The 25,689-nt window shown below is 73.2% G+C and carries 17 protein-coding genes; 11 read left to right on the top strand and 6 right to left on the bottom strand.

Features of this window, described 5'->3' with window-relative positions:
• Positions 1–54: 54 nt before the first annotated feature.
• A complete protein-coding gene (locus tag GSF22_RS02530; RefSeq protein WP_208811070.1) occupies positions 55–1,119 on the top strand; it encodes a ferrochelatase in 1,065 nt (354 codons plus the stop codon).
• Between the two features lie 60 nt (positions 1,120–1,179).
• Positions 1,180–1,959, top strand: a complete 780-nt coding sequence (locus GSF22_RS02525; RefSeq protein ID WP_208811069.1) for an HAD-IIA family hydrolase — start codon at positions 1,180–1,182, stop codon at positions 1,957–1,959.
• Positions 1,960–2,067: 108 nt separating this feature from the next.
• Here the strand turns inward: GSF22_RS02525 and GSF22_RS02520 are convergent, their stop codons facing one another.
• Positions 2,068–2,859 carry a hypothetical protein gene (locus GSF22_RS02520; protein WP_208811068.1) on the bottom strand — a complete coding sequence of 264 codons (792 nt, stop codon included), beginning with the start codon at positions 2,857–2,859 and terminating at the stop codon, positions 2,068–2,070.
• A gap of 281 nt (positions 2,860–3,140) precedes the next feature.
• On the opposite strand from GSF22_RS02520, the gene GSF22_RS02515 reads away from it, so the two are divergent.
• Positions 3,141–3,962, top strand: a complete 822-nt coding sequence (locus tag GSF22_RS02515; protein ID WP_208811067.1) for a DUF3097 domain-containing protein — start codon at positions 3,141–3,143, stop codon at positions 3,960–3,962.
• Positions 3,963–3,977: 15 nt separating this feature from the next.
• Here the strand turns inward: GSF22_RS02515 and GSF22_RS02510 are convergent, their stop codons facing one another.
• Complete coding sequence (locus GSF22_RS02510; protein ID WP_208811066.1) at positions 3,978–5,306, bottom strand: serine hydrolase domain-containing protein; 1,329 nt, start codon at positions 5,304–5,306, stop codon at positions 3,978–3,980.
• 99 nt (positions 5,307–5,405) lie between these two features.
• Here GSF22_RS02510 and GSF22_RS02505 point away from each other — a divergent pair, with 99 nt between their 5' ends.
• The 3 genes from GSF22_RS02505 (at position 5,406) to GSF22_RS02495 (ending at position 8,270) form a co-directional block, all read left to right on the top strand.
• The gene (locus GSF22_RS02505; protein ID WP_208811065.1) at positions 5,406–5,891 is read left to right on the top strand and encodes an NfeD family protein; all 486 of its coding nucleotides are present in this window, start codon (positions 5,406–5,408) and stop codon (positions 5,889–5,891) included.
• A gap of 5 nt (positions 5,892–5,896) precedes the next feature.
• Positions 5,897–7,006, top strand: coding sequence for an SPFH domain-containing protein (locus tag GSF22_RS02500; protein WP_208811064.1), 1,110 nt, complete (start codon positions 5,897–5,899; stop codon positions 7,004–7,006).
• Between the two features lie 382 nt (positions 7,007–7,388).
• Complete coding sequence (locus GSF22_RS02495) at positions 7,389–8,270, top strand: hypothetical protein (protein ID WP_244365840.1); 882 nt, start codon at positions 7,389–7,391, stop codon at positions 8,268–8,270.
• A 96-nt stretch (positions 8,271–8,366) separates the two neighbouring features.
• On the opposite strand, the gene GSF22_RS02490 is transcribed toward GSF22_RS02495, so the two are convergent.
• Positions 8,367–19,976 (bottom strand): non-ribosomal peptide synthetase/type I polyketide synthase, encoded by an 11,610-nt coding sequence (locus GSF22_RS02490; RefSeq protein ID WP_208811063.1) that lies wholly within the window; start codon positions 19,974–19,976, stop codon positions 8,367–8,369.
• Complete coding sequence (locus GSF22_RS02485; protein WP_208811062.1) at positions 19,976–21,244, bottom strand: MFS transporter; 1,269 nt, start codon at positions 21,242–21,244, stop codon at positions 19,976–19,978. The genes GSF22_RS02490 and GSF22_RS02485 overlap by 1 nt, the downstream gene beginning before the upstream one ends.
• A gap of 170 nt (positions 21,245–21,414) precedes the next feature.
• Here GSF22_RS02485 and GSF22_RS02480 point away from each other — a divergent pair, with 170 nt between their 5' ends.
• A complete protein-coding gene (locus GSF22_RS02480; RefSeq protein WP_208811061.1) occupies positions 21,415–22,224 on the top strand; it encodes a TrmH family RNA methyltransferase in 810 nt (269 codons plus the stop codon).
• Between the two features lie 133 nt (positions 22,225–22,357).
• On the opposite strand, the gene GSF22_RS02475 is transcribed toward GSF22_RS02480, so the two are convergent.
• Together GSF22_RS02475 and GSF22_RS02470 are read right to left on the bottom strand one after the other, a co-directional pair.
• On the bottom strand, positions 22,358–22,546 hold the full coding sequence (locus tag GSF22_RS02475) for a DUF397 domain-containing protein (RefSeq protein WP_208811060.1): 189 nt from the start codon (positions 22,544–22,546) through the stop codon (positions 22,358–22,360).
• Positions 22,537–23,337, bottom strand: a complete 801-nt coding sequence (locus GSF22_RS02470; protein ID WP_208811059.1) for a helix-turn-helix domain-containing protein — start codon at positions 23,335–23,337, stop codon at positions 22,537–22,539. The genes GSF22_RS02475 and GSF22_RS02470 overlap by 10 nt, the downstream gene beginning before the upstream one ends.
• A 204-nt stretch (positions 23,338–23,541) precedes the next feature.
• Here GSF22_RS02470 and GSF22_RS02465 point away from each other — a divergent pair, with 204 nt between their 5' ends.
• From GSF22_RS02465 to GSF22_RS02450, 4 genes are all read left to right on the top strand, one after another.
• A complete protein-coding gene (locus GSF22_RS02465; RefSeq protein ID WP_208811058.1) occupies positions 23,542–23,805 on the top strand; it encodes a flavin reductase in 264 nt (87 codons plus the stop codon).
• A gap of 149 nt (positions 23,806–23,954) precedes the next feature.
• Positions 23,955–24,197 carry a DUF397 domain-containing protein gene (locus tag GSF22_RS02460; protein WP_208811057.1) on the top strand — a complete coding sequence of 81 codons (243 nt, stop codon included), beginning with the start codon at positions 23,955–23,957 and terminating at the stop codon, positions 24,195–24,197.
• 222 nt (positions 24,198–24,419) lie between these two features.
• The gene (locus GSF22_RS02455) at positions 24,420–24,710 is read left to right on the top strand and encodes a hypothetical protein (protein ID WP_208811056.1); all 291 of its coding nucleotides are present in this window, start codon (positions 24,420–24,422) and stop codon (positions 24,708–24,710) included.
• A gap of 13 nt (positions 24,711–24,723) precedes the next feature.
• On the top strand, positions 24,724–25,626 hold the full coding sequence (locus tag GSF22_RS02450) for a JmjC domain-containing protein (RefSeq protein WP_208811055.1): 903 nt from the start codon (positions 24,724–24,726) through the stop codon (positions 25,624–25,626).
• Positions 25,627–25,689 lie beyond the last annotated feature (63 nt).

Here is a 25,689-nt window from a genome sequence, read left to right as displayed (position 1 = left end):
GCGTCGTACGCCATGCCCCCATTGTCCCCGGCCCAGGCCGGGGACAATGGGGGCATGGCGTACGACGCACTGCTGCTGGTTTCGTTCGGTGGGCCGGAACGGCCCGAGGACGTGCTGCCGTTCCTGACCAACGTGACCCGTGGCCGGGGCGTACCACCCGAGCGGCTGGCCGAGGTGGCCGAGCACTACCAGCACTTCGGCGGGGTCTCGCCGATCAACCAGCAGTGCCGGGACCTGCTCGCCGCGATCCGGGACGACTTCGCCGCGCACGGCATCGACCTGCCGGTCTACTGGGGCAACCGCAACTGGCACCCGATGCTCGCCGACACCGTGGCGCAGATGCGCGACGACGGCATCCGGCGGGCCCTGGCCTTCGTCACCAGCGCCTACGGCGGGTACTCCTCCTGCCGGCAGTACCAGGAGGACATCGCCTCGGCCCGGGCGGCGGTGGGCCCGGACGCGCCGGTGATCGAGAAGCTGCGCCAGTTCTGGGACCATCCCGGCTTCGTCGAGCCGCACGCCGACGCGGTACGCACCGCGTTGGCCGGCCTCGACCCGGCCCGCCGGGGCACCACCCGGCTGGTCTTCACCGCGCACTCCATCCCCACCTCGATGGCGGCGAACGCCGGCCCGCACGGCGGACGGTACGAGGCACAGTTGCGCGAGACCGCCGCCCTGGTGGCCCGGGCGGCGGCCCCGGACCTGCCGTACGACCTGGTCTGGCAGAGCCGGTCGGGCCCGCCCCAGGTGCCGTGGCTGGAGCCGGACGTCAACGACCACCTGGCGGCGCTCGCCGCCGCCGGTACCACCGCCGTGGTGGTCAGCCCGATCGGGTTCGTCTCCGACCATCTGGAGGTGGTCTGGGACCTCGACACCGAGGCACTGGCCACCGCCCGGCAGCTCGGGCTGGACTTCGTCCGGGCCGGTACCCCCGGTACCGACCCCCGGTTCGTCACCATGGTCCGGGAACTGGTCACCGAGCGACTCGACCCGGCCACCCCGGCACCCCGCCGTCGGCTCGGCGAGCTGCCGATGTGGGACACCTGCCCGACGGTCTGCTGCGTACCGGCCCGCCGCCCGGCCGGAGCCAGTGAGCCGCCCGGCCAGCGTCCCTCCTGAGCCGGTCCGCCGCCACCGACCGTCCCGACCTGCCCCGACCACACCCCTTTTGAGGACGACATGACCGAGCGTAAGCCGGTGCAGAGCTGGCTGACCGACATGGACGGCGTACTGGTGCACGAGGGCCAACCGGTCCCGGGCGCGCCGGAGTTCGTCAACCGGCTGCGTACCTCCGGGAAGCCCTTCCTGGTCCTGACCAACAACTCGATCTACACGCCCCGCGACCTCCAGGCCCGGCTCAGCCGGATGGGGTTCGACGTGCCGGAGCACGCGATCTGGACCGCCGCGCTGGCCACCGCCCAGTTCCTCGCCGACCAGCGCCCCGGCGGCACCGCGTACGTCATCGGTGAGGCGGGGCTGACCACCGCCATGCACGCGGTCGGCTACGTGCTGACCGACTTCGCCCCCGACTACGTGGTGCTGGGGGAGACCCGGACGTACAGCTTCGAGGCGATCACCAAGGCGGTCCGGCTGATCAACGACGGGGCCCGGTTCATCTGCACCAACCCGGACGTCACCGGCCCGTCGGTGGAGGGTGCGTTGCCCGCCGCCGGCTCGGTCGCCGCGATGATCTCCAAGGCGACCGGCGTGGAGCCGTACTTCGTCGGCAAGCCCAACCCGATGATGATGCGTTCGGCGCTGAACACCATCCAGGCGCACTCGGAGAGCACCGCGATGATCGGTGACCGGATGGACACCGACATCCTCTGCGGCCTGGAGGCCGGCCTGGAGACGGTGCTCGTGCTCACCGGCATCAGTACCCGCGTCGAGGCGGAGCGCTACCCGTACCGGCCGTCCCGGATCGTCGACTCCGTCGTGGACCTGATCGACGAGATCTGACCGGTCCGGCCGGGACCATCCGATCGGCCCGGCCCGGCCCGGCCCGGGACCGGTGGCCGGTCGGCGGCGGTGCAGGTGACCACGGTCCCGGAGGGCCGGACGGACTGCTCAGGGGCGCAGCGGCGCGTTGCAGGCGGCCACCAGGGCACGCCGACAGGCGGCGGTCAGCGGGCGTAGCGCCGCGTCCCGCTGCTGTGCCTCGTACCCGTTGACGGCCCCACCGGGCGCGGCGGTCTCCGCCAGGGCCAGGACCCGGTCGAGCACCGCCGCCCGGGCGAAGAGCCGACGGGCCCGCGGGTCGAACCCGGGTGGCAGGTCGGTGGTGCCGTCCGGACGGCGCAGCGCGGCCAACGCACCGGCCAGCTCGGGGCGCCACTGGGCGACGTCGAGCCGGGTCAGCGCGGCGGTGGCCTCGGCGAGCGCGATGGTCAGCTCCGCCTCCGCCTCGGCCGCGCCGGGACAGCCGAGGGAGGCGGCCGGGGCGGTCTGCGGCAACGGGTACACCCGCCAGAGCACCGTCTCGAAGGTCATCCCCGAGCCGGAGGTGTGGGTGCGGACCTCCGGGATCAGCCCGAGCCCGGCGGCGACCACGGCCTCACCCGCGAGCAGCGCGGCACCGGCGAACTCACCGGGACCGGGCAGGCCACGCGGGTCACCCGGGGCCGGCAGCACCAGCCGGATCTCGTCCGGGGAAAGCTTGGCCAGGGTCGGCAGGGCCTGGCCGAGGGGCAGGTCGGTCCAGGCGCCGGGCGCGTCGGCGACCAGGTGCTCCTCGTCGCCGGCGATCGCCTCGGCGACCTCGTCGTAGGGCACCAGCCCGGCGCGCCACGCGCGCACCCAGGCGACGAACCGGCTGGACCGGCGCGGAGCGAGGGTGGCCGCGCCCGTTGCGGGTGACATGCAGGCAAGGGTACGTGGTGGATCCGACGCTGTCTCGACCGTCGCGGTGTCCGTTCCACGCCTCCCTGCCCGACCTGCCCGCCACGGCCCCGCCGTCCCGCATGCCGGCCCGGTGTGCCGAGCCGTCCCGTCCCGCACGCCGGGCCGGTGTGCCGAGCCGCCCCGATCGGCATGTCCTGCCGGCGTGCATGCCCGACCGGTGTGCCGGGCCGGTCCGACCGGCATGTCCTGCCGGCGTGCCTGCCCGGCACCGGGCGCGTGGCCGGCTAGCCTCAGCGGCCATGGGGAGGCGATACGGCGACGACGTACTGGCTGGTGACTGGCGGCGACGCCGGACGATCCCCGAGGTCGACGCCGAGCCGGACCTGGTGGTGGAGGACGCCGACTCGGGCTTCTGCGGCGCGGTGGTCGGTTTCGAGTCCGGCGCGGTGGTGCTGGAGGACCGGCACGGCCGGCGGCGGAACTTCCCGTTGCTGCCGGCGGCGTTCCTGCTCGACGGGGCGCCGGTGACCCTGCGGCGGCCCCGGCCGACGGCGGCCCCGGCGGTACGCCAGCGCACCGCCTCCGGTTCGGTCGCGGTCGCCGGGGTACGCGCCCAGGTGGCCAAGGCCAGCCGGATCTGGGTGGAGGGGGTGCACGACGCCGCGCTGGTCGAGCGGATCTGGGGCGACGACCTGCGGATCGAGGGCGTGGTGGTGGAGCCGCTGGACGGCATCGACGAACTCGCCGAACAGGTGCGGGACTTCGCGCCCGGCCCGCAGCGGCGGCTCGGGGTACTCGTCGACCACCTGGTCCCCGGGTCGAAGGAGAGCCGGATCGTCGCCCGGGTGACCTCGCCGCACGTCCTGGTCACCGGGCACCCGTACGTGGACGTGTGGCAGGCGGTGAAACCGGCGGCGCTCGGTATCCGGGCCTGGCCGGTGGTGCCGCCGGGGCGGCCCTGGAAGGAGGGCGTCTGCGCGGCCCTCGGGGTGGCCGAGCCGGCGGAGCTGTGGCGGATCATCCTGTCGAAGGTGAACAGTTTCGCCGACGTGGAGACCCCGTTGATCAACTCGATGGAACGGCTGATCGACTTCGTCACCGTACCGCCGACCGGCGACTGACCGGCGCCCCCCGGGTTACGGATTCCCTTCCGGATCGCGGGTGAGCACGAAGGTGGCGATGTCCAGCGCCACCGGCGTACCGGCCGGATCCCGCAGCACGGTGATCACCTCACCGTCGTTCATCCCGGCCCGACCCCGCCACCGGCCGTCGCCGTCACGGACGAACCGCCACGGCACCGCACCCGCCGGCCGCAGCCCGGTGCAGACCAGCTCACCGGCCTCCGGCACCCAGGTGACCTCGTACTCCCGGCCCATCCACCACCACCGGCCGCAGAGTTCGGCGACCTCCGCCTCCGGTGGGGCCGTCGCCGGCCGCCACGCCCGCACCGGGGCCGGCTCGGTGTCGAGTACCCCGGTCAGCAGCCGCTCGCCCAGCCCACCGATCGAGCCGGCCCGCAGGCCGTACGAGTTGGCGAAACCGATCACCCCGGTCCGGCTGGGCCGGTGCACCGCCAGCGTGGCCACGTACCCGGGCATCGACCCACCGTGGCCCACGTAGACCCGGTCCCCACAGCGGTACAGCTCCAACCCGAGCCCGTGACCGGACCGCCAGGAGTCCAGGTCGCTGATCACCACCGGGGCGCACATCTCGGTGAGCGTGGCCGGGGCGAGTACGGCCGGATCGGGGTCGGCCAGGAACGCCGCCCACCGGGCCAGGTCCGTCGGGGTGGACCAGAGCTGCCCGGCGGGGGCCATCGCCCCGGTGTCGGTACGCGGCTCCTCCCGGAGCGTGCCGTGCCACGGGTGCACCACGTACCCCCGGGCGAACGGTTCGGTCGCCTGGTAGGTGGTCCGGACCATGCCCAGCGGGGTCAGCAGCCGCTCGTGCAGCAGCTTCCACCAGGACCGGCCGGTGACCCGTTCCAGCACCGCGCCGAGCAGTCCGTACGCCAGGTTCGAGTAGTGGTAGACCCGGTGCGGCGGGTACGCCAGCTTGGCCGGGGTGAGCCCGGCCAGCAGGGCGGCCAGGTCCCCGCCGGTGCTGCGTTCCCACCACTCGCCGTCCGGTTCCCGTTGCAGGCCGCCCGCGTGCCCGAGTAGCTGCCGCAGGGTGGGGGTGCCGACCCCGGTGTCCGGCAGGTACCGCTCCAGCGGGTCGTCGAGCGCGAGCCGCCCGGCGTCGCGGAGCTGGAGCACCAGCACGGCGGTCATCGTCTTGCTGATCGACCCGATCCGGTACTGGAGGTCGGCGTGCGGTTCCGGCGTCGTGCCGGCGGTGGCCAGGTGCGCCAGGACACCGTCCCGGACGACCCCGGCGACCAGGGACGGGGCGTACCCGGTCGCCTGTGTCTCCGCGACGAGGGCGTCGACCCGACGGATGGTCTCCGGCAGCAGGACGGACACGTACGGCTCCTTCGCCTCGTCGACGCCTCGCGGTGATCGTACCGTCGATGTGATCTTCGATGGTGGGCGTGACGTGCACCGGCATGTCAGGATCGGGCCATGGAGCCACTGCTCTGGATCGTGCTCGGTACGGTGCTGGCCGTCGCGGAGATCTTCACGACCACCCTCTTCGTCGGCATGTTCGCGGTCGGCGCGTTCGCAGCGGCCGGTGCGGCGGCCCTCGGTGCCCCGCTCGGGGTGCAGGCACTGGTCTTCGCGGCGGTCTCGGCGCTCACCGTCGCCTTCGTCCGGCCGTCTCTGCGCCGCCGGCTCGGGCCGACGGCCGACAGCGACGAGACCCGGTTCGGCACGGCGGCCCTGGAGGGCGCCGAAGCACTGGTCCTGGAGCGGGTGGACGTCGACCACGGCATGATCAAGATCGACGGTGAGTTGTGGAGCGCGCGGTCGTACGACGCGACCCAGGCGTTCGAACCCGGCGAACGGGTACGGGTGATCCAGGTCAGGGGCGCCACCGCCCTGGTCTGGCGGGACGACTTCTCCTCCTCCGGTGAGCTGCCCGGTGGGCTGCCCGAGACGAAAAGGTGAGTGGCATGGAACTGGTGATCGCGGTGCTCTTCGGCGCCGTGGCCCTGATCGCGGTGGTCGCGCTGGCCAAGTCGGTGCGGATCGTGCCGCAGCAGCGGCACGACGTGGTCGAACGGCTCGGTAGGTACAAGCGCACCCTCAGCCCCGGACTGAACCTGCTGGTGCCGTTCATCGACGCGGTACGCACCAAGGTCGACATGCGGGAGCAAGTGGTCAGCTTCGAACCGCAGCCCGTGATCACCTCGGACAACCTGGTGGTGTCGATCGACACCGTCCTCTACTTCAAGGTGGTCGACCCGGTCCGGGCCACCTACGAGATCGCCAACTTCCTCCAGGCGATCGAGCAGTTGACCGTCACCACCCTGCGCAACGTGATCGGCTCGCTGGACCTGGAGCGGGCCCTGACCAGCCGGGAGGAGATCAACCGGCACCTCTCCGGTGTCCTCGACGAGACCACCGGCCGGTGGGGCATCAAGGTCACCCGGGTGGAGATCAAGGCGATCGAGCCGCCGCCCAGCATCCGGGACTCGATGGAGAAGCAGATGCGCGCCGAACGGGACCGGCGGGCGGCGATCCTCAACGCGGAGGGACACAAGCAGGCGCAGATCCTCACCGCCGAAGGTGAGAAGCAGGCCGCCGTGCTGCGCGCCGACGGTGACCGGCAGGCCCGGATCCTCCAGGCCGAGGGCCAGGCCAAGGCGATCCGGACGGTCTTCGACGCGATCCACACCGCCAACCCGAGCCAGAAGGTACTCGCCTACCAGTACCTCCAGGCGCTCCCGCAGATCGCCAACGGCACCGCCAACAAGGTCTGGATCGTGCCGGCCGAACTGACCAAGGCGCTGGAGGGGATGGGTGGCGCGCTCGGCGGGCTGGCCCAGATGGCCGGCGACGCCCCGTCACCGAAGGCGGCCGACGACGCCAGCGCCGTCGAGCGGGAGGCCGCCGAGGCGGCCCGGGCCGCCGCCGCTGCCGCCCGGGAGGTGCACGACGAGGTACGCGCCGCCGAGGTGCAGGCCACCGGTGGCAACACCCCGCAGGGGCTGCCGGCCCCCGAGCCGGTCTCCCCGGCCAGCCTGCTGACCGACCCGGCCCAGCAGCGCCAGCCCGGCTGAGGTGTAAGGAAGGGCCCCTTCTTAACGTTTTCGGTAGAGGAAGGGGCCCTTGTTAACACCCGGCTGGGCTTGCCCGACGCCCTGGCCGGGCTGCCGGGACGCCCTGGCCGGGCTGCCGGGACGCCCTGGCCGGGCTGCCGGGACGCCCTGGCCGGGCTGCCGGGACGCCCTGGCCGGTCACCTCGATGGCCGGGCCTGCCAGCGCGACGGTTGGGCCTGACCTGCCGGCCTGACCTGCCGGATGCCTGGGCCGGGCCTGCCTGACGACCCCGACGTGCTGCCCCGCCGACCCGTCCTGGATATCCGAGAACTCCTCATCTGCCCCGGCCGGCCCTGCCACGATCGGTCTGGTAGGTACCGGCGGGCGGAGCGAGGTGACGGCATGAAGGAACCGAACGGACAGGTCAGGTCTACCGCCGCGGTCCCGGGGGCCCACGATCCGGCGGGTCCGCTGGGTACCCGTCGTACCGGTGGCGGTTTCGGCGTACTGCCCTTCGTCCCCGACGCCGGGCCGAACCTGCCCGCGACGAACGCCACCTGGGCCTGGTCCCTGCGCCGACTGGCCCGCGCCGCAGTCTGGCTGCTGCCGGCGTACGCCCTTCTCTACGGTGCCGTGACCATGGCCAGTGACGGCGGGATCGGCAATGAGCCGTACCCGGCGGACGGCCGCCCGGTGTACCTGGTCGGTTGGGTGCTCGCCGTCTGGCTGGGTCTGCTGGCCCTGCTGGCGCTGGCCGGACTGCTGGTCACCACCCGCAGTCGCCGCTCGGCGCTGGCCGGGCTGCTGAGCAGCCTCGCCGGTACGGTGCTGATGCTGCCCTTCACCGGGCTGGCCGAGACCACCCCGGTCTTCGGTACCGAGGCCCGCACCATGGTGCTCGCCGGGTCGGCCGTCTACAGCGTGGGCTGGTTCCTCACCGGCTGGGCGGTGGCCCGGTCCGGGATGTTCAGCTACGGTGACGGCCTCCTGTTGATGATCGCCGCTCCGCTGCTCGGCCTCGCCGGTGCCCTGATCGGCTCGTTGCAGACCTTCGGCGCGATGTTCGTGCTGGCCGCCGGAATCGGGATCGCCTACCGGGCGGGGCGGCTGGTGCCCTCGGCGATCCTGCGCGAGGCGGCCAGCGCCAGTCTGGCCACCGCAGCCGGCCCGGCCGTCCTGCCGGACGGTGGCCCGCCCGGCCCGGCCGTCCTGCCGGGAGACGCGCTGCCCGGCAGGGGCAGCCGCTCCGACGGCGTTCCGCCCCGTCCGCCGGCCGCGCCCTGACTCGTTGATCATGGAGTTGTGGTGGGCGGTTCAGTCGCCTATACGCCTTTTGTGGTGCACCACAACTCCATGATCGGCAAGGGGACGCGGAACCCGTCAAGGAGCGCCGAACCACGGCTCGGCTGCCGGCGGGGCGACTGCCGGCCCAACCTGCGGCTCGGCTGCCGGCGGGGCGACCTGCGGCTCGACTGCCGGCCCAACCTGTGAGCCGACCTGTGGATCGGCTGCCGGCGGGACGACCTGCGGGGCGACCTGCGGGACGGCTGGCAGGGCGGTCGGTGCGGCGGCACCCTCGGCGAGGATCTCGACGTACCGGTCGCACCAGCGGGCCACCGTCGCCTGGTCCAGCCGGTCGGTGGAGTACTCCACCGTGCCGCGTAGCCCCTCGGGGGTCGGGGTGAGCACCGTGGCGTACTCCCGCCGGGCACAGTCGAGCGGCTGGTCCACCAGTTCCGCGACCAGCCCCGGCAGGCGCAACGGCGGTAGGCCGGGGTTCCAGCCGAGGAGCGCGGTGGCCACCGGCGGCGGCATCCCCTGCCGCCACTGCGGGTCGACCGCCGCGTAGACCTCGGCCAGCGGGGCCGGCTGATGGCGTACCGCGTCCAGGAAGACCGCCTCGGTGACGCGGACGAGATCCGCGAAGGTGCGGGCCTCGGCCACCGGCAGGCGCAGCACCAGCGGGCTGGTGAACAGGCCCACGGTCGGCTCGATGTCCCGGCTGTCCCGGTGTGCGTACGGGCCGGCCAGCACCACGTCCGGGTCACCGGTCAGCTCCGCGACGAGCAGCGCGTACCCGGCCGCCAGCACGGGGAACATCGTCGTGCCCAGTTCACCGGCGAGCCGGGTCAGCCCGGCGGTGACCGGGTCGGGGATCGGGAAGACGTATTCGGCGCCCCGGCCGGAGGACAGGTCCGCACCGGGACGGTCCACCGGCAGCGGTACCGTCCGGGGGGCGCCCGCCAACCGGCGTCGCCAGTGGTCGAGTAGGTCGGCGGAGACCGGCTCGGCCCGCTGCCGCCGGGCGTACCCGGGATAGCTCACCGGCACCGGTTCGAGGACCGGCTCGGTGCCGTCGAGCGCGGCGGCGTACCGTCGCCCGAACTCGTCGAAGAGCCGGAACATCGACCAGCCGTCGCCGTGCAGGTGGTGCACGACGAGCATCAGTATCCAGTGGTCACCGGGGAGTCGGGCCAGCCGGGCCCGCAGTTTCGGCCCGTCGTCGTCGAACGGCTCCCGACCGGTCGCGACGCACCACCGCTCCACCTCCGGGTCCTCGGGGGCGTGGTCGAGGTCGACGACCGGCAACGGGACCGGCCGGTGGGCGAGGACCTCCTGACGGAGCTGACCATCCTGCGGTACCAGCCGGGTACGCAACGCCCCGTGCCGGGCGACGAGGCCGTCCACCGCCGTACCGAGTGCCGGCACGTCGAGCCGGCCGGTGAGGTTGATCCGTACCGCCATGTGCACCGCCGCCGGGTTCGGCGCGACGTGCTGCCGGTTCCACATGGTCTCCTGCTGGTGGCTGGCCGGCGCGACCTCCTCCACGGCCGGTGCTCCGTCGGCCGGTGCCCTGGTCGGTGCTTCACCGGCCGGCACCACGGCCGGTGCCACGGTCGGCCCAGCGGCCGGCACCACGGTCGGCCCGGCCGTCGGGTCTCCGGCCAGGCTCGCAGCGAGGGCGCGCACCCCGGCTGCCCGGAGTACCCGGTCCACGCCGACCTCGGTACCGAGCAGCTCGGTCAACCGGTTCGCCAGCCGTACCGCCCCCAGCGAGTGCCCGCCGGTGGCGAAGAAACCCTCCTCCAGTGGTACCCGGTCCACACCCAGTTCGGCGCACCAGGCATCGTGGACCACCCGTTCCAGCCCCGGCTGCGGTACCCGGTCACCGCCGTCCGGCTCGGGGGCCGGCAGCCGGGCCGGGTCCACCTTGCCGGTCTCCCCGACGGGCAGCGCGTCGAGGAAGACCCAGGCCCGGGGTACCAGGTAGCCGGGCAGCCGTGCGGTCAGCTCCCCGGTCAGCCGGGTCCGCAGCGCCGCCGCCGGTTCCGCGCCGTCGACCGGTACGACGTACGCCGTGAGGTAGGGCTCCGGGCCGCGGTCCTGCCGGGCGACGACGGTCGCCTGCCGTACCCCGGCCAGCCGGACCAGCTCGGCGGCGGCCTCACCCGGCTCCACCCGGTGCCCGGCGATCTTCACCTGCTCGTCGGTGCGGCCGAGGAACTCCACGGTGCCGTCCCCGCGCAGCCGGACCCGGTCCCCGGTGGCGTACATCAGGGCGCCCGGTTCCCCGGAGAACGGCTCCGGCCGGAACGCCGCCGCCGTCTCCGCCGGCCGACCGAGGTAGCCCCGGGCCAGGCTGCGTCCGGCCAGGTGCAGCTCACCGACTGCGCCGGGCGGTACCGGCCGACCCCGGCCGTCGAGCACGTAGAGCCGGACGTTGTCGACCGGCCCGCCGATGTGGACCGGCTCGGTCCCGTCCGGCGGTACCCGACCGGCGGTGCTGACGATGGCGTTCTCGGTCGGCCCGTAGGCGTTGACCACTGTCGCCGGGAAGTCGACCGGTGGGCGGCGCCGGAGCTGGCTGCCGCCGACCATCAGGGTCCGGGGCAGGCCGGCGGGGCGGGCCGGCAGGGCGAAGACCAGCTCGGCCAGGGGTGCCGGGACCAGCGCCACGGTCACCCCCTGCGCCGACCACCAGGCTGTCAACCGGGCCGGGTCGGCACGCCGGTCGGCCGGTACGAGGGCCACGGTCGCCCCGGCGGCGAGCGCCGGATGGATCTCCGCCAGGTTGGCGTCGAAGCCGAGACCGAGCAGATGCCCGACCACGTCGGTACCGGTCAGCCCGAGGGTGCCCACGTGCCAGGTGACGGCGTTCACGGCGGCCCGGTGCGACACGGCCACCCCCTTCGGGCGTCCCGTCGACCCGGAGGTGTAGACGCACCAGGCCAGATGGTCGGGGCCGGGTACGGCGGTCGGCGCGGGCAGGCCCGCCGGCCCGGTCTCGTCGACCAGCAGCCGGGTGACCCCGGCCGGCGTGGCGATCCCGGTGGCGGTGACCACCAGCCGGGCCCCGCTGTCGGCCAGCAGCCCGGCCAGCCGGGCGGGCGGGGTGTACGGATCCAGCGGGAGGAACGCGGCACCGGCCATCAGGACGCCGAGCTGCGCGGCGATCAGTTCGGGCCGACGGGGCAGCAGCACCCCGACGACGTCGTCCGGGCCGACCCCCTCGGCGGCCACCCGCCGGGCCAGCCCGTCGGCCCGTTCGCGCAGCTCCCGGTAGGTCCACCGGTCCGGCCCGGCGACCACCGCCACCGCGTCCGGGTCGACCGTGGCCCGCCGGAGGAACAGGTCGTGCAGCCGGTCTGCCGTCGGTGGTGTGACCGGGCCGGACAGCCCGCCGCCCGGGTGGTCGAGCCGGTCGGTCAGTACGGTCACCGACGCCTGCGGGTCGCGGGTCGCGGCGTCCAGGAACCGGTGCAGATGATCGACCAGCCGGTCCACCGTGGCCCGGTCCAGGACCTCCGAGCGGTACTCGACGTGCACGTCGACGGTGGCACCGTGGGACAGGTACACCATCAGGTCCACCGGTGCCTTGTCCAACCCGACCGGCAGCGGTTCGGCGGTGACCCCCGGCAGGTCGAAGCGGAACGCGTCGCCGCGCTCGTACTCGACGACGACGTCGAACAGCGGGTTCCGGCCGGGTTCCCGGACCGGGGCGAGCGCCTCGACCAGCTCGTCGAAGGGCAGGTCGGCATGCTCGTACCCGTCGGCGGCGGTGAGCTGCACCCGGGCCACCAGTTCCTGGAAGGTCGGGTCCCCGCGCAGGTCCAGCCGGAGCGGGACGGTGTCGACGAAGAACCCGACCAGGTCGGCGGAGCGGTCGTCCCGGCTGCTCATCCCGGTACCGACCACCAGGTCGTCCTGGCCACCGCCGAACCGGGACAGGACGACCCCGAACGCGCTGAGCAGGGTGGTGAACGCGGTGACCCGTTCGGTCCGGCTGAACTGCTCGACGCGCCGGGTCAGCCCGGCCGGGAGCTGCCGGAACAGGCTGCTCCCGGCGGCCGAGGGCACGGCGGGGCGGGGCAGGTCGGACGGCAGCACCAGGGCGGGCGGCGGCGGGTCGAGCTGGCGCAGCCAGTACCGCAGGGCCTTCTCCCGGTCCCGGCCCCCGCCGTCGTCCCCGGCGAGCTGCGGGTAGCTGGTGGTCAGCCGCGGCAGGTCGGGTGCCCGGCCGTCGACCCGGGCCCGGTAGCACTCCGACACCTCCCGGGTCAGAATCGCGTACGACCCGCCGTCGGTGGCCAGATGGTGGAAGGAGAGCACCAGGACGTGCCGGGTCGGGGCGAACCGGAGCAGGGTGAACGCGAAGACCGGCCCGGCGGTCAGGTCGAAGCGGCGCCGGCTCTCCGCAGCCATCACCGCCCGGACCGCCTCGTCCTCGTGTCCGTGCCGGACCGCCTCGTCCTCGTGTCCGTGCCGGGCTGTCGGGTCGAGGTCGCGCACCGGGCACTCCACCGGCACCGTGGCCCGGACCACCTGGTGCGGCACGCCGTCGATCTCCCGGTAGACCGTGCGCAGGGGGGCGTGCCGGTCGACCACATCCTGGAGTGCCCCCTGCAACGCCGGTACGTCCAGTGGGCCGGCCAGTCGGACCGCGACGGCCTCGTTGTAGGCCGGGCTGGTCGGGTCGAGCTGTGCGGTGATCCACAGCCGACGCTGGGCCGCCGACAGTGGAGCGACCTCCTCCGGTGCCGTATCCGGGGACACCGCTGCGGCGGCCTCCGACGGACCCGGCGGGCTCGCGGCAGCAGGCTGGTGCCGGCGTGCCGTCGTACGCCGGACCGTGTCGATGAACGGCAGGCCGGCCCGGACCGCGTCGGCGGGCAGGCCGAAGTCGACGAAGCAGGCGATCTCGTCCACGCCCGCGTCGAGCACCGCCGCCACCACCTCCCGGCAGCTCTGCGGGGTACCGATCAACGCACGTTCCGCGCAGTACCGCCCGTACGCCTGGGACAGCACGAAACGGACGTCCTCGTCCGGGGTACCGGCCAGGTCGATGTTCATGCCGAGACTGTTGGTCACCTGACCGAGCAGGCCCAACGAGGAACGCAGGTACCGGTGGAACGGTTCGAACGCCTCGGCGCGTACCCGGTCGAGGTCGTCGCCGAGATAGGTGTGCAGCAGTACGGTGACCCGACCGGCGGCCGGATCGAGCCCGTGCTCGGCACGGGTACGCCGGTACAGCGCGATGTTCGCGGCGAGCTGGTCGACATCCTGGGTCATCAGGTTGGTCACCACGCCGACGTCGTTGCGGGCGGCCTCCCGGTAGCTCTCCGGATTGCCGACGATGGCGGTGAACGCGGGCGGCGCGGCCTGGATCGGCCGGGGGAAGAGGCGTACCTCGGTGGGCTCACCGTCGCCGGCACGGGCGGTCACCGACTCGCCCCGCCAGAGTCGCCGCACCGTGGCCAGGTGTTCGTACATCACCTGCTTGTGCCGACCGTAGTGCTCGGGGAAGAAGACGAAATCGTTGGCGTGCCAGCCGGGTGCACAGCCCAACCCGATCCGGCCGCCCGAGAGGTTGTCCACCATGGACCATTCCTCGGCCACCCGGACCGGATGGTGCAGGGGCAGCACCACCGACCCGGCGTTGAGCCGGATCCGGCGGGTACGCGTGGCCAGGGCGGCGGCGAGGACAGCCGGGTTGGGGAAGATCCCACCGAAGGAGTGGAAGTGCCGCTCCGGGAGCCACACCGCGTGGAAGCCGTGCTCGTCGGCGAACTGCGCGGCATCCAGGAGTACGCCGTACTTGTCGTCGTTGTCCTGGTCGGGATAGTCCCCGAAGAAGTAGAGACTGAAGTCGGTGCTGTCCTGGCGTCCAGCGTCGTCCTGGCGTACGCCGTCGTCCTGGCGGGTTCCGCCGGACCGGCGACCGGTCTCGCGGCCGGTTGGCTGCTCGGTTGCGTCGTCGGTACCGCTGTCGGTGCTGCGGTCGGGTCGACCGGCTGACCGTGCCGGTGCCGCTACCGGTCGTACCGTGCCACCCACGTCCGCTGCCGGCGCCGCCGCCGCTGGTGGTCCCCCGGCGGCCGGGTCCGGCGGTACGGGTCCGGCGGGTGCCACCCCGGCGGTACCGAGCAGGGTGAGTTGTTGCTGCATCAGGTCGAGCTGGCGATGGATGATGCCGGCCAGTTCCGCTGGTGCGGGTGCCGGGACACCGGCGGCTGCTCCGGCTAGGGCGACGGCCGGAGTTCCGATCGGCGGCGACAGGTCCACGGAGGGCGCCGGCTGCGCCGGGCGCGTGGGGTCCCCGGGGCCCGCCGGATCGACCCCGGACGGTTGGTCGGCCGGTCGTGCCGAGGAAACGGGCTCGGTCGATGGTTGCGCCGGTCGTGCCGTGGAAACAGGGTTGGACGATGGTCGTGCTGTGGACGCGTGGTCAGCGGGTCGTGCTGTGGACGCGTGGTCAGCGGGTCGTGCACTGGTGACCGCGTCGGCGAGCCGTCGCGGGGTGTCGACCGAGCCGAACAACTCCCGGACCGGCACCCGTACCCCGAACTCCCGGTGGATCTCCCGGGACATGGTGATCAGCAACAGCGAGTCGGCGCCCAGGTCGAAGAAGCTGCGGTCCGGGTCGACCGAGGCTGCGAGCAGGCCGAGGCGCTCGGCAGTCAACTCGCACACCCTGGCGAGCACCGGCCCGTCCGTCGGCTCGTTGCCCGGCTGCTGCACCACCTCGTTGCCCAGTTGCTGACGCGGCCCGTTCGTCGGCTCGTGCACCGTGCCGGTGCCCCGGGGGTCCGCCGTCGCCGGCTGCTGCGCCGGCCCGGCCGGCCGCTCGACCCCCGGTGGAGTGTTAACAGGGGGCCCTTCCTCTACCGAATGCGTTAACAGGGGGCCCTTCCTTACATGCCAGAAGGGGCGGTGCTGGAAGGGGTACGCGGGCAGCGGCACCCGTCGGCCGCCGTACCCGTCGGTGAGCGCGGTCCAGTCCAGCGGGACGCCCGCCGCGTACAACCGGGCCACCGCGTGCCACAGGCCGGTGGCCGGGTCCCGGGCGGGCTGCTGCGACGGTACCCAGTGCAGGCCGGTGCCGGCGGACCGGGCGATGCCGGTCAGCACCGCATCCGGCCCCGCCTCGACCACGGTCCGGCAGCCGGTGGCGGCGAGGGTACGCACGGCGGCGTCCCACTGGACCGGCTCCCGGGCCTGCCGGCACAGGTGGTCGGCGTCGGGCCGCCAGCCGGGTTCCCGGATCCGGCCGTCCACGCTGCTGACCAGCGGTATCCGGATCGGCTGCCGGTCGACCCGGTCGACCAGGGCCCGGAACCGGTCGAGCACCGGTTCCACCGCAGGTGAGTGGAACGCCCGGGTGACCGCCAACCGTCGGACGGGTGGGCCGTGCCGCCCGGCCCACTCGGCGACGGCGTCGACTGCGGCGGGTGGACCGGCCAGCACGTGCTGCCGGTCGCCGTTGACGGCGGCCACCACCAGCCCGGAGCCGCTGGCCAGACGATCGACGGTGGCCCGGTCGGCCAGTACGGCCAGCATCGCCCCGGGTGGCATGGTCTCCTGCATCAGCCGGCCCCGGTGCGCGGCCAGCCACACGGCATCCTCGACCGACAGGGCCCCGGCCACGGCCAGGGCCGCGTACTCGCCGACACTGTGTCCGAGCACCTGGTCCGGGTGCATCCCCCAGGACCGCCAGAGTTCCGCCAGCCCGATCCCGACCGCCACCAGGGCGGGTTGGACGATCCCGGTCGGTCGGCCGTCGACACCCGGCGGTTCGTGGAGTTCGGCGACCAGGTCACCGCCGACGGCGGCCCGGTAGGCGGTGGCGGCCCGGTCGAGTACCGCACCGACCTGCGGGAAACGTCCGGCCAGGTCGAGGAGGGCCGCCCGCAGGTCGCCCTGCCCCGGGAAGGCCAGGGCGACCGGAGCCGACCCGGCGCCCCGGGCATCCCCGGTGTACAGGTCGGGGCCGGCGGCCCCGCCCGGTCCGTCAGGCGTGCCGGCGGCGAACCGGTCCAGGGCGTCGGCCAGCGCGGCGGGAGAGTCACCCACCACGGCCAGCCGGTGGCGTAGCCGCCGGCGGCCGACTCCGGCGGTCCGGACCAGGTCGGCGGCGCGCAGGTGAGGGTCGGCGCGCAACCGGTCCCGGTACCGGCCGGCGAGTTCGCGCAGCGCCACCGGGTCGGCCGCCGACAGCGGCAGCACGCCGGGCGCGGACGGTGGCGGTGCAGGGGACACCGGGCGGGCCGCTGCGGGGGGCTCCTCGACGATCACGTGCGCGTTGGTGCCGCCCACTCCGAGGGCGCTGACCGCTGCCCGGCGGGGGAACCGGCCGACCGGCCAGTCGCCGGGTCCGGTGGTGACGGTGAACGGCCCACCGGTCAGGTCGACGGCCGGGTTCGGCCGGTCGAAGTTGATCTGCGGGGGGATCCGTCCGGTGCGGACCATCAGCACCGTCTTGAGCAGCCCGGCCATCCCGGCGCAGCTGTCCAGGTGGCCGATGTTCGCCTTGACCGAGCCGAGCAGCAGCCGGCCACCGTCGTACGCCTCGCGCAGCGCGTGGTACTCGACCGGGTCACCGAGTTCCGTGCCGGTGCCGTGCGCCTCGACGTACCCGACCGAACCGGCCGGGACGTCCGCGTCGCGCAGCGCACGGCGGATCACGTCGACCTGACCGGCGACGCTCGGCGCGGTGAAACCGACCTTCCCGGCTCCGTCGTTGTTCACCGCCGTGCCGAGGACGACCGCGTGGATCGGGTCGCCGTCGGCCAACGCCCGGTCCAGGCGTTTGAGAACCACCGCGGCCACGCCGTTGCCGCCGACGGTGCCGTCGGCCGCCGCGTCGAAGGGTCGGCACCGCCCGGTCCGGGACAGGATCGAGCCGGGGGCGTACCGGTATCCGGTGACCTGCGGTACGTGCAGCGCGGCTGCCCCGGCGAGCATCACGTCGGCGTCGCCGTCGAGCAGCGCGCGGACGGCCAGGTGCACCGCGACCAGGGAGGTGGAGCAGGCGGTCTGCACACCGATCGCCGGGCCGGTCAGGCCCAACCGGTACGCGACCCGGGTGGCCAGGAAGTCCGGTTGGTTGCCCAGCGCGGCGCCGATCACCCCGGCCGGGTCGCCGGACTCGACGACCCCGGACAGGTTGTGCCGCAGGTAGGTCTGGTGGGTGTAGAGGTTCATCCCGCTGCCCGCGTACAGGCCGATCCGTTGCCCACCGGTCGGGCCGGCGTACCCGGCGTCCTCCAGGGCGTGGTGGCAGACCTCCAGGAAGAGCCGGTGCTGCGGGTCGAGCAGTTCGGCCTCGCGGGCGCTGATGCCGAAGAAGTCGGCGTCGAAGCCGGCCACGTCGTCGAGTACGCCACTGGCGGCCACGAGGTCGGGTGCGTGCGCCTGTTCCGGGGGCAGGCCGGCGGCGAGCAGTTCCTGCGGGGTGAAGTGGCGGATGCTCTCCACTCCGGCGAGCAGGTTGGCCCAGTACCCGTCGACGTCGGCGGCGCCGGGGAACCGGGCGGCCATCCCGATCACCGCGATCCGCCGGTCCCGGCCGGGACGTCCGGTCGGCGCGACCGGTACCGGTTCGACTGCCGGGTCGGTGAGGTGCCGGGCCAGGGCGTCCACCGTCGGGTACGCGAAGAGGACCGGCTGGTCGATCCGCCGGCCGAGGTCCTGTTCGAGTCGGGCCCGGAGCCGGACGATCCCGATGGAACCGATGCCGAGTTCGTAGAAGGGCACGGTGGGGTCCGCCGGCTGGCCGAGGATCGCGGTCACCGCGTCTGCGACGGCAGCCCGGACCGCCCCCGGCCCCCGCGCCGCCGGCTGATCCGGCGACACCGACACCGGCACCGGCGCTGCCGTCGGGGCCGACGTCGGGATCGGCTCCGGCGCTGCCGTCGGGATCGGCATCGGCGTCGGCTCCGGCGCCGGGCGTGACATCGCCTCCGGCTCCGCCCCGGTCGGCTCGTCGAACCCGCCGGCCAGGTACCGCTCCCGCAGGGCGGCCCGTTGGATCTTGCCGCCGGTGGTACGCGGGAACTCCGCCGCACCGACGGTCACCACCCGGGCCGGCACGACCTGCCAGCGTCGGGCCACCGCCGCCCGGACCGCCTGGTCCACCGGTGGCCCGGACACGCCGGCCCGCCCGTCCGGCACGTAGCAGACGACGAGCGCCTCGCTGCCGGTCTCCGGGTCGGGTACGCCGAACGCCGCCACCAGCCCGTCGGTGACCCCGGATACCGCGCCGGCCACCTGCTCGATGTCGTGGCAGAGGTGGTTGTGGCCGTTGAGGATGATCAGGTCCTTCTCCCGGCCGGTGACGGTGATCCGGCCGTCCACCATGAAGGCCAGGTCGCCGGTCGCCAGCCAGTCCCCGTCCGGGAAGGCGGCCCGGTCCGCCTCCGGGTCGCCGAGGTACCCGGGGGTGACCCGGGGCGACCGGAGCTGCAACCGGCCGATCCGGCCCTCCGGCAGTACCCGGTTGTCGTGGTCGACGATGCGCAGCGTGGTACCGGGCGCGGGGAAGCCGACCGACAGGAACTCGACCACCCCGGCCGGGTCGTCGGTGTCGGTGGCCCAGGCCAGGTCTCCGGCGAGACTGGCGGCCCGGATGCGTTGCCGGCAGCCCGATGCGCCGTACGAGTCGAAGGTGATGGCGGTGGCGGTCTCCGACATGCCCCACGCCGGGGTGAGTACGCCGGCCGGCAGTCCGGTGGCGGCGACGAAGTCGGCGAAGGTGGCCGGTAGGCACTGCTCGCCGCCGCTGACCATCCGGCGGAGCGCCCCCAGGTCCCACCGTCGGTCCGGCGCTTCCACGAGCGCGTCGGTGACCAGCCGCAACCCGAAGTTGGGTGCCCAACTGTGCGTGACCCGGTAGGACTCCATCAGGTCCAGCCAGCGCAGCGGGTCCGGCAGGACCAGCTCGGTGGCGACGTGCACACTGGTCGCCCCGAGGAACGCCCCGCCCAGCGGATAGAGCAGCAGCCCGGCGATGTGGTCCAGCGGCAGCCAGTTGAGCAGCACGTCGTCCGGACCGATGTGGAGCATGTGCCGGGCGCCGGTGGCGTAGCCGGCCAGACCCCGGTGGGTGAGCTGGATGATCTTGGGTTGCCCGGTGCTGCCCGAGGAGAGTTGCAGCAGCGCCACGTCGTCCGGAGCCGGCTCCCCGTCGGCTGCCGCCGGGCCACCCCCGCCGTCCGAGGTGTCCAGGTCGCCGACGGGTACCACCCGGTCCCGCACCATGGACCGGGACAGCCCGGCGAGGTCGTCGGAACCGCCCACGACTACCGGGCCGCCCAGCCGCCGCCAGGCGTGGCCGAGCGCGTCGAGGGCGGGGTTGTCGAGGTCGTACGAGGTCGGAGCGGCGGTGGTCAACGGGACGATCCCGCCGAGCAGGCAGCCCCACAGCGCGGGGAAGTACTCGACGCCCGACGAGATGCGCAGCATGACGTGGTCGCCACGTCCGACGCCCCGGGCCCGCAGCCCGGCCAGGATGCCCCGACCCCGGGCCAGCAGCGTCGGATAGTCCAGACCGACCGCCTGCCCGTCGGCTGCCACCACGTGGATCCCGGAGGTCGGGAACCGTTCCGCGGCGCGGACCAGCGCCTGGTCGACGGTGAGGGCGAGATCCGGGTCGGTGGGCGGCTCGGCGCCCCGACTGACCGCTGGTGGACGGGTGGACGGTGCGGGGTTCATCAGGTTACCTCGACCGGTTGAGGGGCGGACTGGTCACGGCGGTCCGGTCGGCGCCGTAGCCGGCCGGCGAGCAGGAGGAAGGCGAGTGCGGTGGCCAGGGCGGCGCCGTGCGCCACGGCGATGACCGGCAGGGGCGCGTACCGGTCGAGCAGCGCCGCGCAGCCGACCATGCCGAGGCCGAAGCCGGCGTTCTGCGCCGCGCTGGCGAAGCCGAACAGTGCGGCCCGACGGTCGGCCGGGGCGCCCTGCAACCGGGTGGTGTAGCTGATCTCGGCGTACCCGTCCGCCGCGCCGGCCGCCACGGCGACCGGGACCAGCAGCCAGAGCGGGAGCCCGGTGAACGCGAGCACGAAGAAGACCGACATGGCGCAGGTGGCGAGGCCGAACGACCGTTCCGAGGTGACCCCGCTGCCCCGGCGGCTCCGCCAGGACACCCAGCGGCCGGCGACCAGGCTGCCCACCGCCCAGGCCGTGGTGAACGTGGCGGCGAAGCCGGCCGGGTCGTCGGGCCGGACCAGGTTGGCGTACACCGGGAGGCCGACGTTGTGCGACGCGGAGCCGAAGGCGTCGGCGGCGCGTACCCCGATCATGCCCACCACCACGGGCCCCACGACCCGCAGCAGCGCGCGACGGTCGCCGGCCCGGCGTGCCCCGGCGCCGCGCCCGACGGCCGGTGCCGGGCCCCACCGGCGACGCAGCGTGACCAGCAGCAGCGCGGAGACCAGGTAGGTCGCCGCGTCGAGCAGGAACGCCGCCGAGTAGCCGACCCGGGCGACCAGCAGGCCCGCGCTGGCGAAGCCGAGCAGCATGGCCACCGACCGGGCGGTCACCAGTCGGCTGTTGGCCCGGGTGAGCTGGTCGGCGGCGACCAGGTCGGGCAGGCTGGACCGCAGCGCCACGCCCCACAGCGTCTGCCCGGCGCCGAGCACCACCGCCACCGGCCAGAGCAGCGCCGGCCGGACCCCTACGGGGGCCGCCACCAGCAGCCCGAGCGTCCCGGCGGAGAGCAGGTCCGCGCCGATCATCAGGTACCGGCGGGAGTACCGGCCGGCGAGCAGCCCGGCCAGCGGGCCCATCAGGAAACCGGCGGCCAACCGGACCGCCATGAACAGCCCGGTGCTCAGCGCGGAACCGGTGACGTGCAGCGCGAACAGGCCCAGGGCCAGCAGGTTCAGGAAGGTGCCGTAGGTCGAGACGGCGTACGCGGACGCGAGGACCACGACCGTGCGGGTGGACCGGTCAGCCACCGGCGCGGTAACCGTCGACATGGCCCCCCGGTCCTGACGGTCGAACTCGTAAGGGTCGATAATGCCTTCGTCGCAGGTCGATTTCAACCGGCCCGGCTCGTTGAGGCGGCAATCCGACGTACCACCACCTCGGCATCGGGTGGCCCGTGGCCGGTTCCGGCCGGCGGCGGTGGCACCGGCACAATCGGCGGGTGCACGTCGAAGAGATCACCGACCCCGCCGACGAGCGGATCGCCGACTACCGCGCGCTGACCGACGTCGAGCTGCGTACCCGGTGGGAGCCGCCGCACGGACTGTTCATCGCCGAAGGTGAGCTGGTGCTGCGCCGGGCGCTGCGGGCCGGGTACCCGCCCCGGTCGTTCCTGGTCGACGCGAAACGGGTCGACCAACTCGGTGACCTGGACACCGGGGACGCGCCGGTGTACGCGGCCACCCCGGACGTGTTGCAGCAGGCCACCGGCTTCCACGTACACCGTGGGGTGCTGGCCTCGTTCCGGCGGCGGGAGCTGCCGACGGCGGCCGAGGTGCTCGCCACCGCGCGCCGGGCGGTGATCCTGGAGGACGTCAACAACCACACCAACCTCGGCGCGATCTACCGGGCTGTGGCCGCGCTCGGGGTGGACGCGGTGCTGCTTTCACCGTCCTGTGCCGATCCGCTCTACCGGCGCAGTGTCCGGGTCAGCATGGGTGAGGTGTTCGCCGTGCCGTACGCCCGGCTGGAGCCCTGGCCGGCCGGGCTGGACACGGTCCGGGCGGCCGGTTTCACCGTGCTGGCGATGACCCCCGCCCCGGACGCGGTGCCGATCCAGCGGCTCACCCCGGCACAGCGGGAGCGGGCGGCGCTGCTGCTCGGCGCCGAGGGGGCCGGGTTGACCGCCGCCGCGATGGCCGGCAGTGACGTACGGGTGGTGATCCCGATGCGCCGCAACGTCGACTCGCTCAACGTGGCCGCCGCGACCGCAGTCGCCTGCTGGGAACTCGGCCGCGACGACCCGCTCTGACCGAAGACCCGACTCCCGGCACGAGCAGTCTTGGCCGGGGGCGAAGTAGGCCAGTTTCAAAAAAGTGAGAACTCGGACCGAGGCGAAGGCCCGGCTTCCCGTCTCGGGTGGTCGGGCCTTTCGCGGTTGCAGGTCAGTGCTGTTTGGTGAACTCGACGAACGCCTTCCAGGTTGCCGGCTCGAAGGTGAGCGCCGGTCCTGCCGGGTCCTTGCTGTCGCGGACGCCGACGACGCCCGGCAGGTTGTCGGCCACCTCCACGCAGTCGCCGCCGTTTCCGCTGCTCCGGGTGCTCTTGTGCCAGATCGCGCCGGTCAGGTCCATGACTCTGCTGCCTCCGAGATCAATCTGAGGGTGGCCCCGTGGGGTATCGCCTCGGCTCGCACAGACTCCCAGGTCTGCCGCAGCGAGTGTACGTCCGCCGTCCGCTCGACAATCGATCCCTGTAGCTGGTTGTCCAGGTATGCGACGTCGTCGCCCTCCGGGGGTGTGGCGATCACGAAGGCGCCGTTCAGACCGGGATACGCCCCGGTTCCCTGCGGGACGACGTGCAGGTGGACTTTCGGTCGGCGGGCCATTTCCAGCAGGTGGAGCAACTGCTCGCGCATCACCTTCGGGTCACCGATCGGGCGCTCCAACACGGTGTAGTCGAGCACTACCACGAGTTGAGGTGGGGAGTCCCGGCGCAGGATTTCCTGCCGAGCGAGTCGGGCAGCGACCTGCTGCTCCAGCGTGTCACCGAGGAAGTGGCTGGCCTTCTCGTACAGCTCCCGCGCGTACGCCTCGGTCTGGAGCAGACCGGGCAGGACCAGCGGTTGGAACGAGCACAGTGCGGTCGCCTCCTGCTCGATCGTGACCCACTCGCGGAACCAGGGCAGCAGGGACTCCCTGAGCAGCGCGGCCCGGATCCGGCCGAGCAGCCCGTCGGCCTGGAGCACGTCGTCGCACCGTTCGGTGAATTCCTCCCGTGGTGGCCGGCGGCACTGCTCGACGGCGGCGACCAGCGAGGCCGAGTAGCTGATCTGCTGGCCCAGGGCTTCCTGGGACAGCCCGGCGCGCTCGCGCAGTCGGCGCAGCTCCCCGGCGAACAGCTCCAGCATCGGAAGTCGGTCCATCTGCACACCTCTGCACATCAAGGGGACGGCGTCTGCACGGTAGCGCTGAGTAGCGCGTGCCACTTCCGAGAGTAGTCCCGTCCTGATGAGACTGTGCGTAGGCGGGCCCGCTCCACGCCGAGGAGGGCTGGGGCGGGCTTCGATCGGGGGTCGCCCCGTCCTCCCCAACGGGGCGGCCCCTCTCCAACTTCCGAGGTGATCGACATGTGCAGCCCATGGTTCCGTCCGGGCCGAGCCATCCCGCACACCCCGATGCGCCCGCTCTGGCGGTGCCGGAACTGCTGGGCGGAGTGGCCGTGCCAGCCCGCCCGCCTGGCCATGCTCGCCGAGTTCAGGGACAGCCGCACCGTCCTGCTGATCTATCTCAGCAGCCTGATGGCGGAGGCGCTCAGCCAGCTCGGTCGGCCGGAGCAGGACGGGAAGCTCGACCTGCACGACCGCTTCATCGCGTGGGCCAGGGCGCGGTGAGCCGGGATCGCGTGCCGAGGGTGCGGGGGCCTCCGTCTTCGCGCCTCTGCCGTGAGCCTCCCCGGCTTCATTTTTGCCCCACGGTACGACAGACGCGGGCGCGGAGGCCGCATTCCTCCGCATGATCGACAGTACGAGAGAGGTCTCTCATGTCCCAGCCCAACCTTTACGACCTGCCCATCGATGGGGTGCAGATCCAGGCCCTCTGCGGCGGCAATCTGACCAGCGACAACGAGAGCTGCGTCGGCGTCGGCGAGATCCCCGGCGGGGGCGGCTTCGTCGTCACCGACACCAAGCCCGAGGGGGCCGCTCGCCCCGGCCTGCGCTTCACCGCCGAGGAACTGGATGCCTTCGCGGTCGGCTGGACCGCCCGACGCGGTCTGACCGCCTGACATTTCGTACCGCACCTGAAGCGCCCGGCCGCCTTCGACCCCGAACGGGGGCGGCCGGGTGTGGTCCCGATAGGGGGAGCGATGACCTGGCAAGGCCACTGGCACGGATTCGGCCCGTGGGTAGGCCCGCGCAGCGAGTTTGCCCGAGAGGATCTGCGACGGCCTGGCCGGGAGCCGGGAGACGAACAGACGCGATCATTTCTCGCCAACACCATGACGCCCGTGCAGACCGGTCTCTCCCTGTTGCGGCGGAGCCAGGCGGCCGTCGAGCGGACCTGGACCAACGTGGAGGATGCCCTCGACTGGCTCTGCTTGACCTGGCGCGCAAACCCGCCAGGCGGCGACGTGCTGTCGCTGGACGAGCACATCGCGTACGACCGGGGATATCTCAGCCGGGGCAGCGACTGCTGCCTGGGCTACTACAACTCCGGCTACGGCTTCGTGTCGTACTCCGTCGTCTGCTGCCCGAACCACTTCTTTCCCGACGTTCCCTGCCCGCTACCTCCACGTTGACAAAGGAGGAGACATGTCACTCAAGCTCCTGCTCCCCGAGGAAGGCGTCACCGAGCTGCTGGAGCGCTGGCCCGACGAGCCGCGCGTCTACCAACGCACCAGCACCGAACTGGACAGAATCTTCACGGTCGACCAGCTTTGGGACTGGCTCGACCTGAACTGCGTTCCGGCGGACGAGGTCGCCGCGATCAAGGCGCCCAACCCTGCCGTCAATCCCAGATCCTTCACCGGAGCCCACGGCAGGGCCGACGCAACCAGGTTGCACAGACTCCACGACGACGGCCACACCATCCGCGTCGGCAACCTGCAACGGGTCATGCCGGCGATGGCTCGCGTCACCCGCGACATCCAGACCGAGACCGGGTACTCGAACTATGTGCACGTCTTCATGACCCCGGGACGTAACCAGGGACTGCGGCATCACTGGGATCAGCAGATGGCTGTCATCGTCCAGGTGTCGGGCGGGAAGCGGTGGGAGATGTGGCCACCGGTCGTGGACGCCCCGATGCGGTCGCACCTGGAGTCGTGGCGGGTGTGGCGCGACGAGTACCTCCAGGACTGGCTCGCCTCCGGCCCCGAGCGGACCATCGACCTCGGTCCGGGGGACACCATGCTGCTGCCGAGGGGCTGGGTGCACAACCCGTACAACACCGGCGACGAGCCCAGCGTGCACCTCACCTTCGCCATCCGTGAGCGTACGCCGCTCTGGGTGGCCGAGAAGTTGATCGCCGACGCCGTCGACGACGCGACCTTCCGCCAGATCATCCCGCCGGGGAGGCTGGCTGGCGGGGCACTGCCCGGCGTCGTCGCCGACACCCGGAAGGCGCTGGTGACCTACCTTCAGCGACTCGACCCGGGCGGGCTCGCGGACACCCTGCGGGAGCTTGCATCGACCGAGCTTGAGTACACCACGTAGAGCCCGTCCACGCGGAGTGGGCCGGTTGGGCAGTACGGAGACATCCGGTTTGCATGACCATGC

The sequence above is a fragment of the Micromonospora echinofusca genome (assembly GCF_017614955.1).
GTDB classification, from domain to species: domain Bacteria; phylum Actinomycetota; class Actinomycetes; order Mycobacteriales; family Micromonosporaceae; genus Micromonospora; species Micromonospora echinofusca_A.
Note: the sequence above shows the minus strand (reverse complement) of the source record. Positions and strands in the feature narration are given on the sequence as shown.

Coding starts and splice junctions, on each gene's coding strand:
- GSF22_RS02460 (WP_208811057.1), top strand. CDS start 23,955: ATGTCCCAGCCCAACCTTTACGACCTGCCCATCGATGGGGTGCAGATC.
- GSF22_RS02530 (WP_208811070.1), top strand. CDS start 55: ATGGCGTACGACGCACTGCTGCTGGTTTCGTTCGGTGGGCCGGAACGG.
- GSF22_RS02465 (WP_208811058.1), top strand. CDS start 23,542: ATGTGCAGCCCATGGTTCCGTCCGGGCCGAGCCATCCCGCACACCCCG.
- GSF22_RS02525 (WP_208811069.1), top strand. CDS start 1,180: ATGACCGAGCGTAAGCCGGTGCAGAGCTGGCTGACCGACATGGACGGC.
- GSF22_RS02450 (WP_208811055.1), top strand. CDS start 24,724: ATGTCACTCAAGCTCCTGCTCCCCGAGGAAGGCGTCACCGAGCTGCTG.
- GSF22_RS02500 (WP_208811064.1), top strand. CDS start 5,897: ATGGAACTGGTGATCGCGGTGCTCTTCGGCGCCGTGGCCCTGATCGCG.
- GSF22_RS02485 (WP_208811062.1), bottom strand. CDS start 21,244: ATGTCGACGGTTACCGCGCCGGTGGCTGACCGGTCCACCCGCACGGTC.
- GSF22_RS02475 (WP_208811060.1), bottom strand. CDS start 22,546: ATGGACCTGACCGGCGCGATCTGGCACAAGAGCACCCGGAGCAGCGGA.
- GSF22_RS02505 (WP_208811065.1), top strand. CDS start 5,406: ATGGAGCCACTGCTCTGGATCGTGCTCGGTACGGTGCTGGCCGTCGCG.
- GSF22_RS02515 (WP_208811067.1), top strand. CDS start 3,141: ATGGGGAGGCGATACGGCGACGACGTACTGGCTGGTGACTGGCGGCGA.
- GSF22_RS02490 (WP_208811063.1), bottom strand. CDS start 19,976: ATGAACCCCGCACCGTCCACCCGTCCACCAGCGGTCAGTCGGGGCGCC.
- GSF22_RS02470 (WP_208811059.1), bottom strand. CDS start 23,337: ATGGACCGACTTCCGATGCTGGAGCTGTTCGCCGGGGAGCTGCGCCGA.
- GSF22_RS02495 (WP_244365840.1), top strand. CDS start 7,389: ATGAAGGAACCGAACGGACAGGTCAGGTCTACCGCCGCGGTCCCGGGG.
- GSF22_RS02520 (WP_208811068.1), bottom strand. CDS start 2,859: ATGTCACCCGCAACGGGCGCGGCCACCCTCGCTCCGCGCCGGTCCAGC.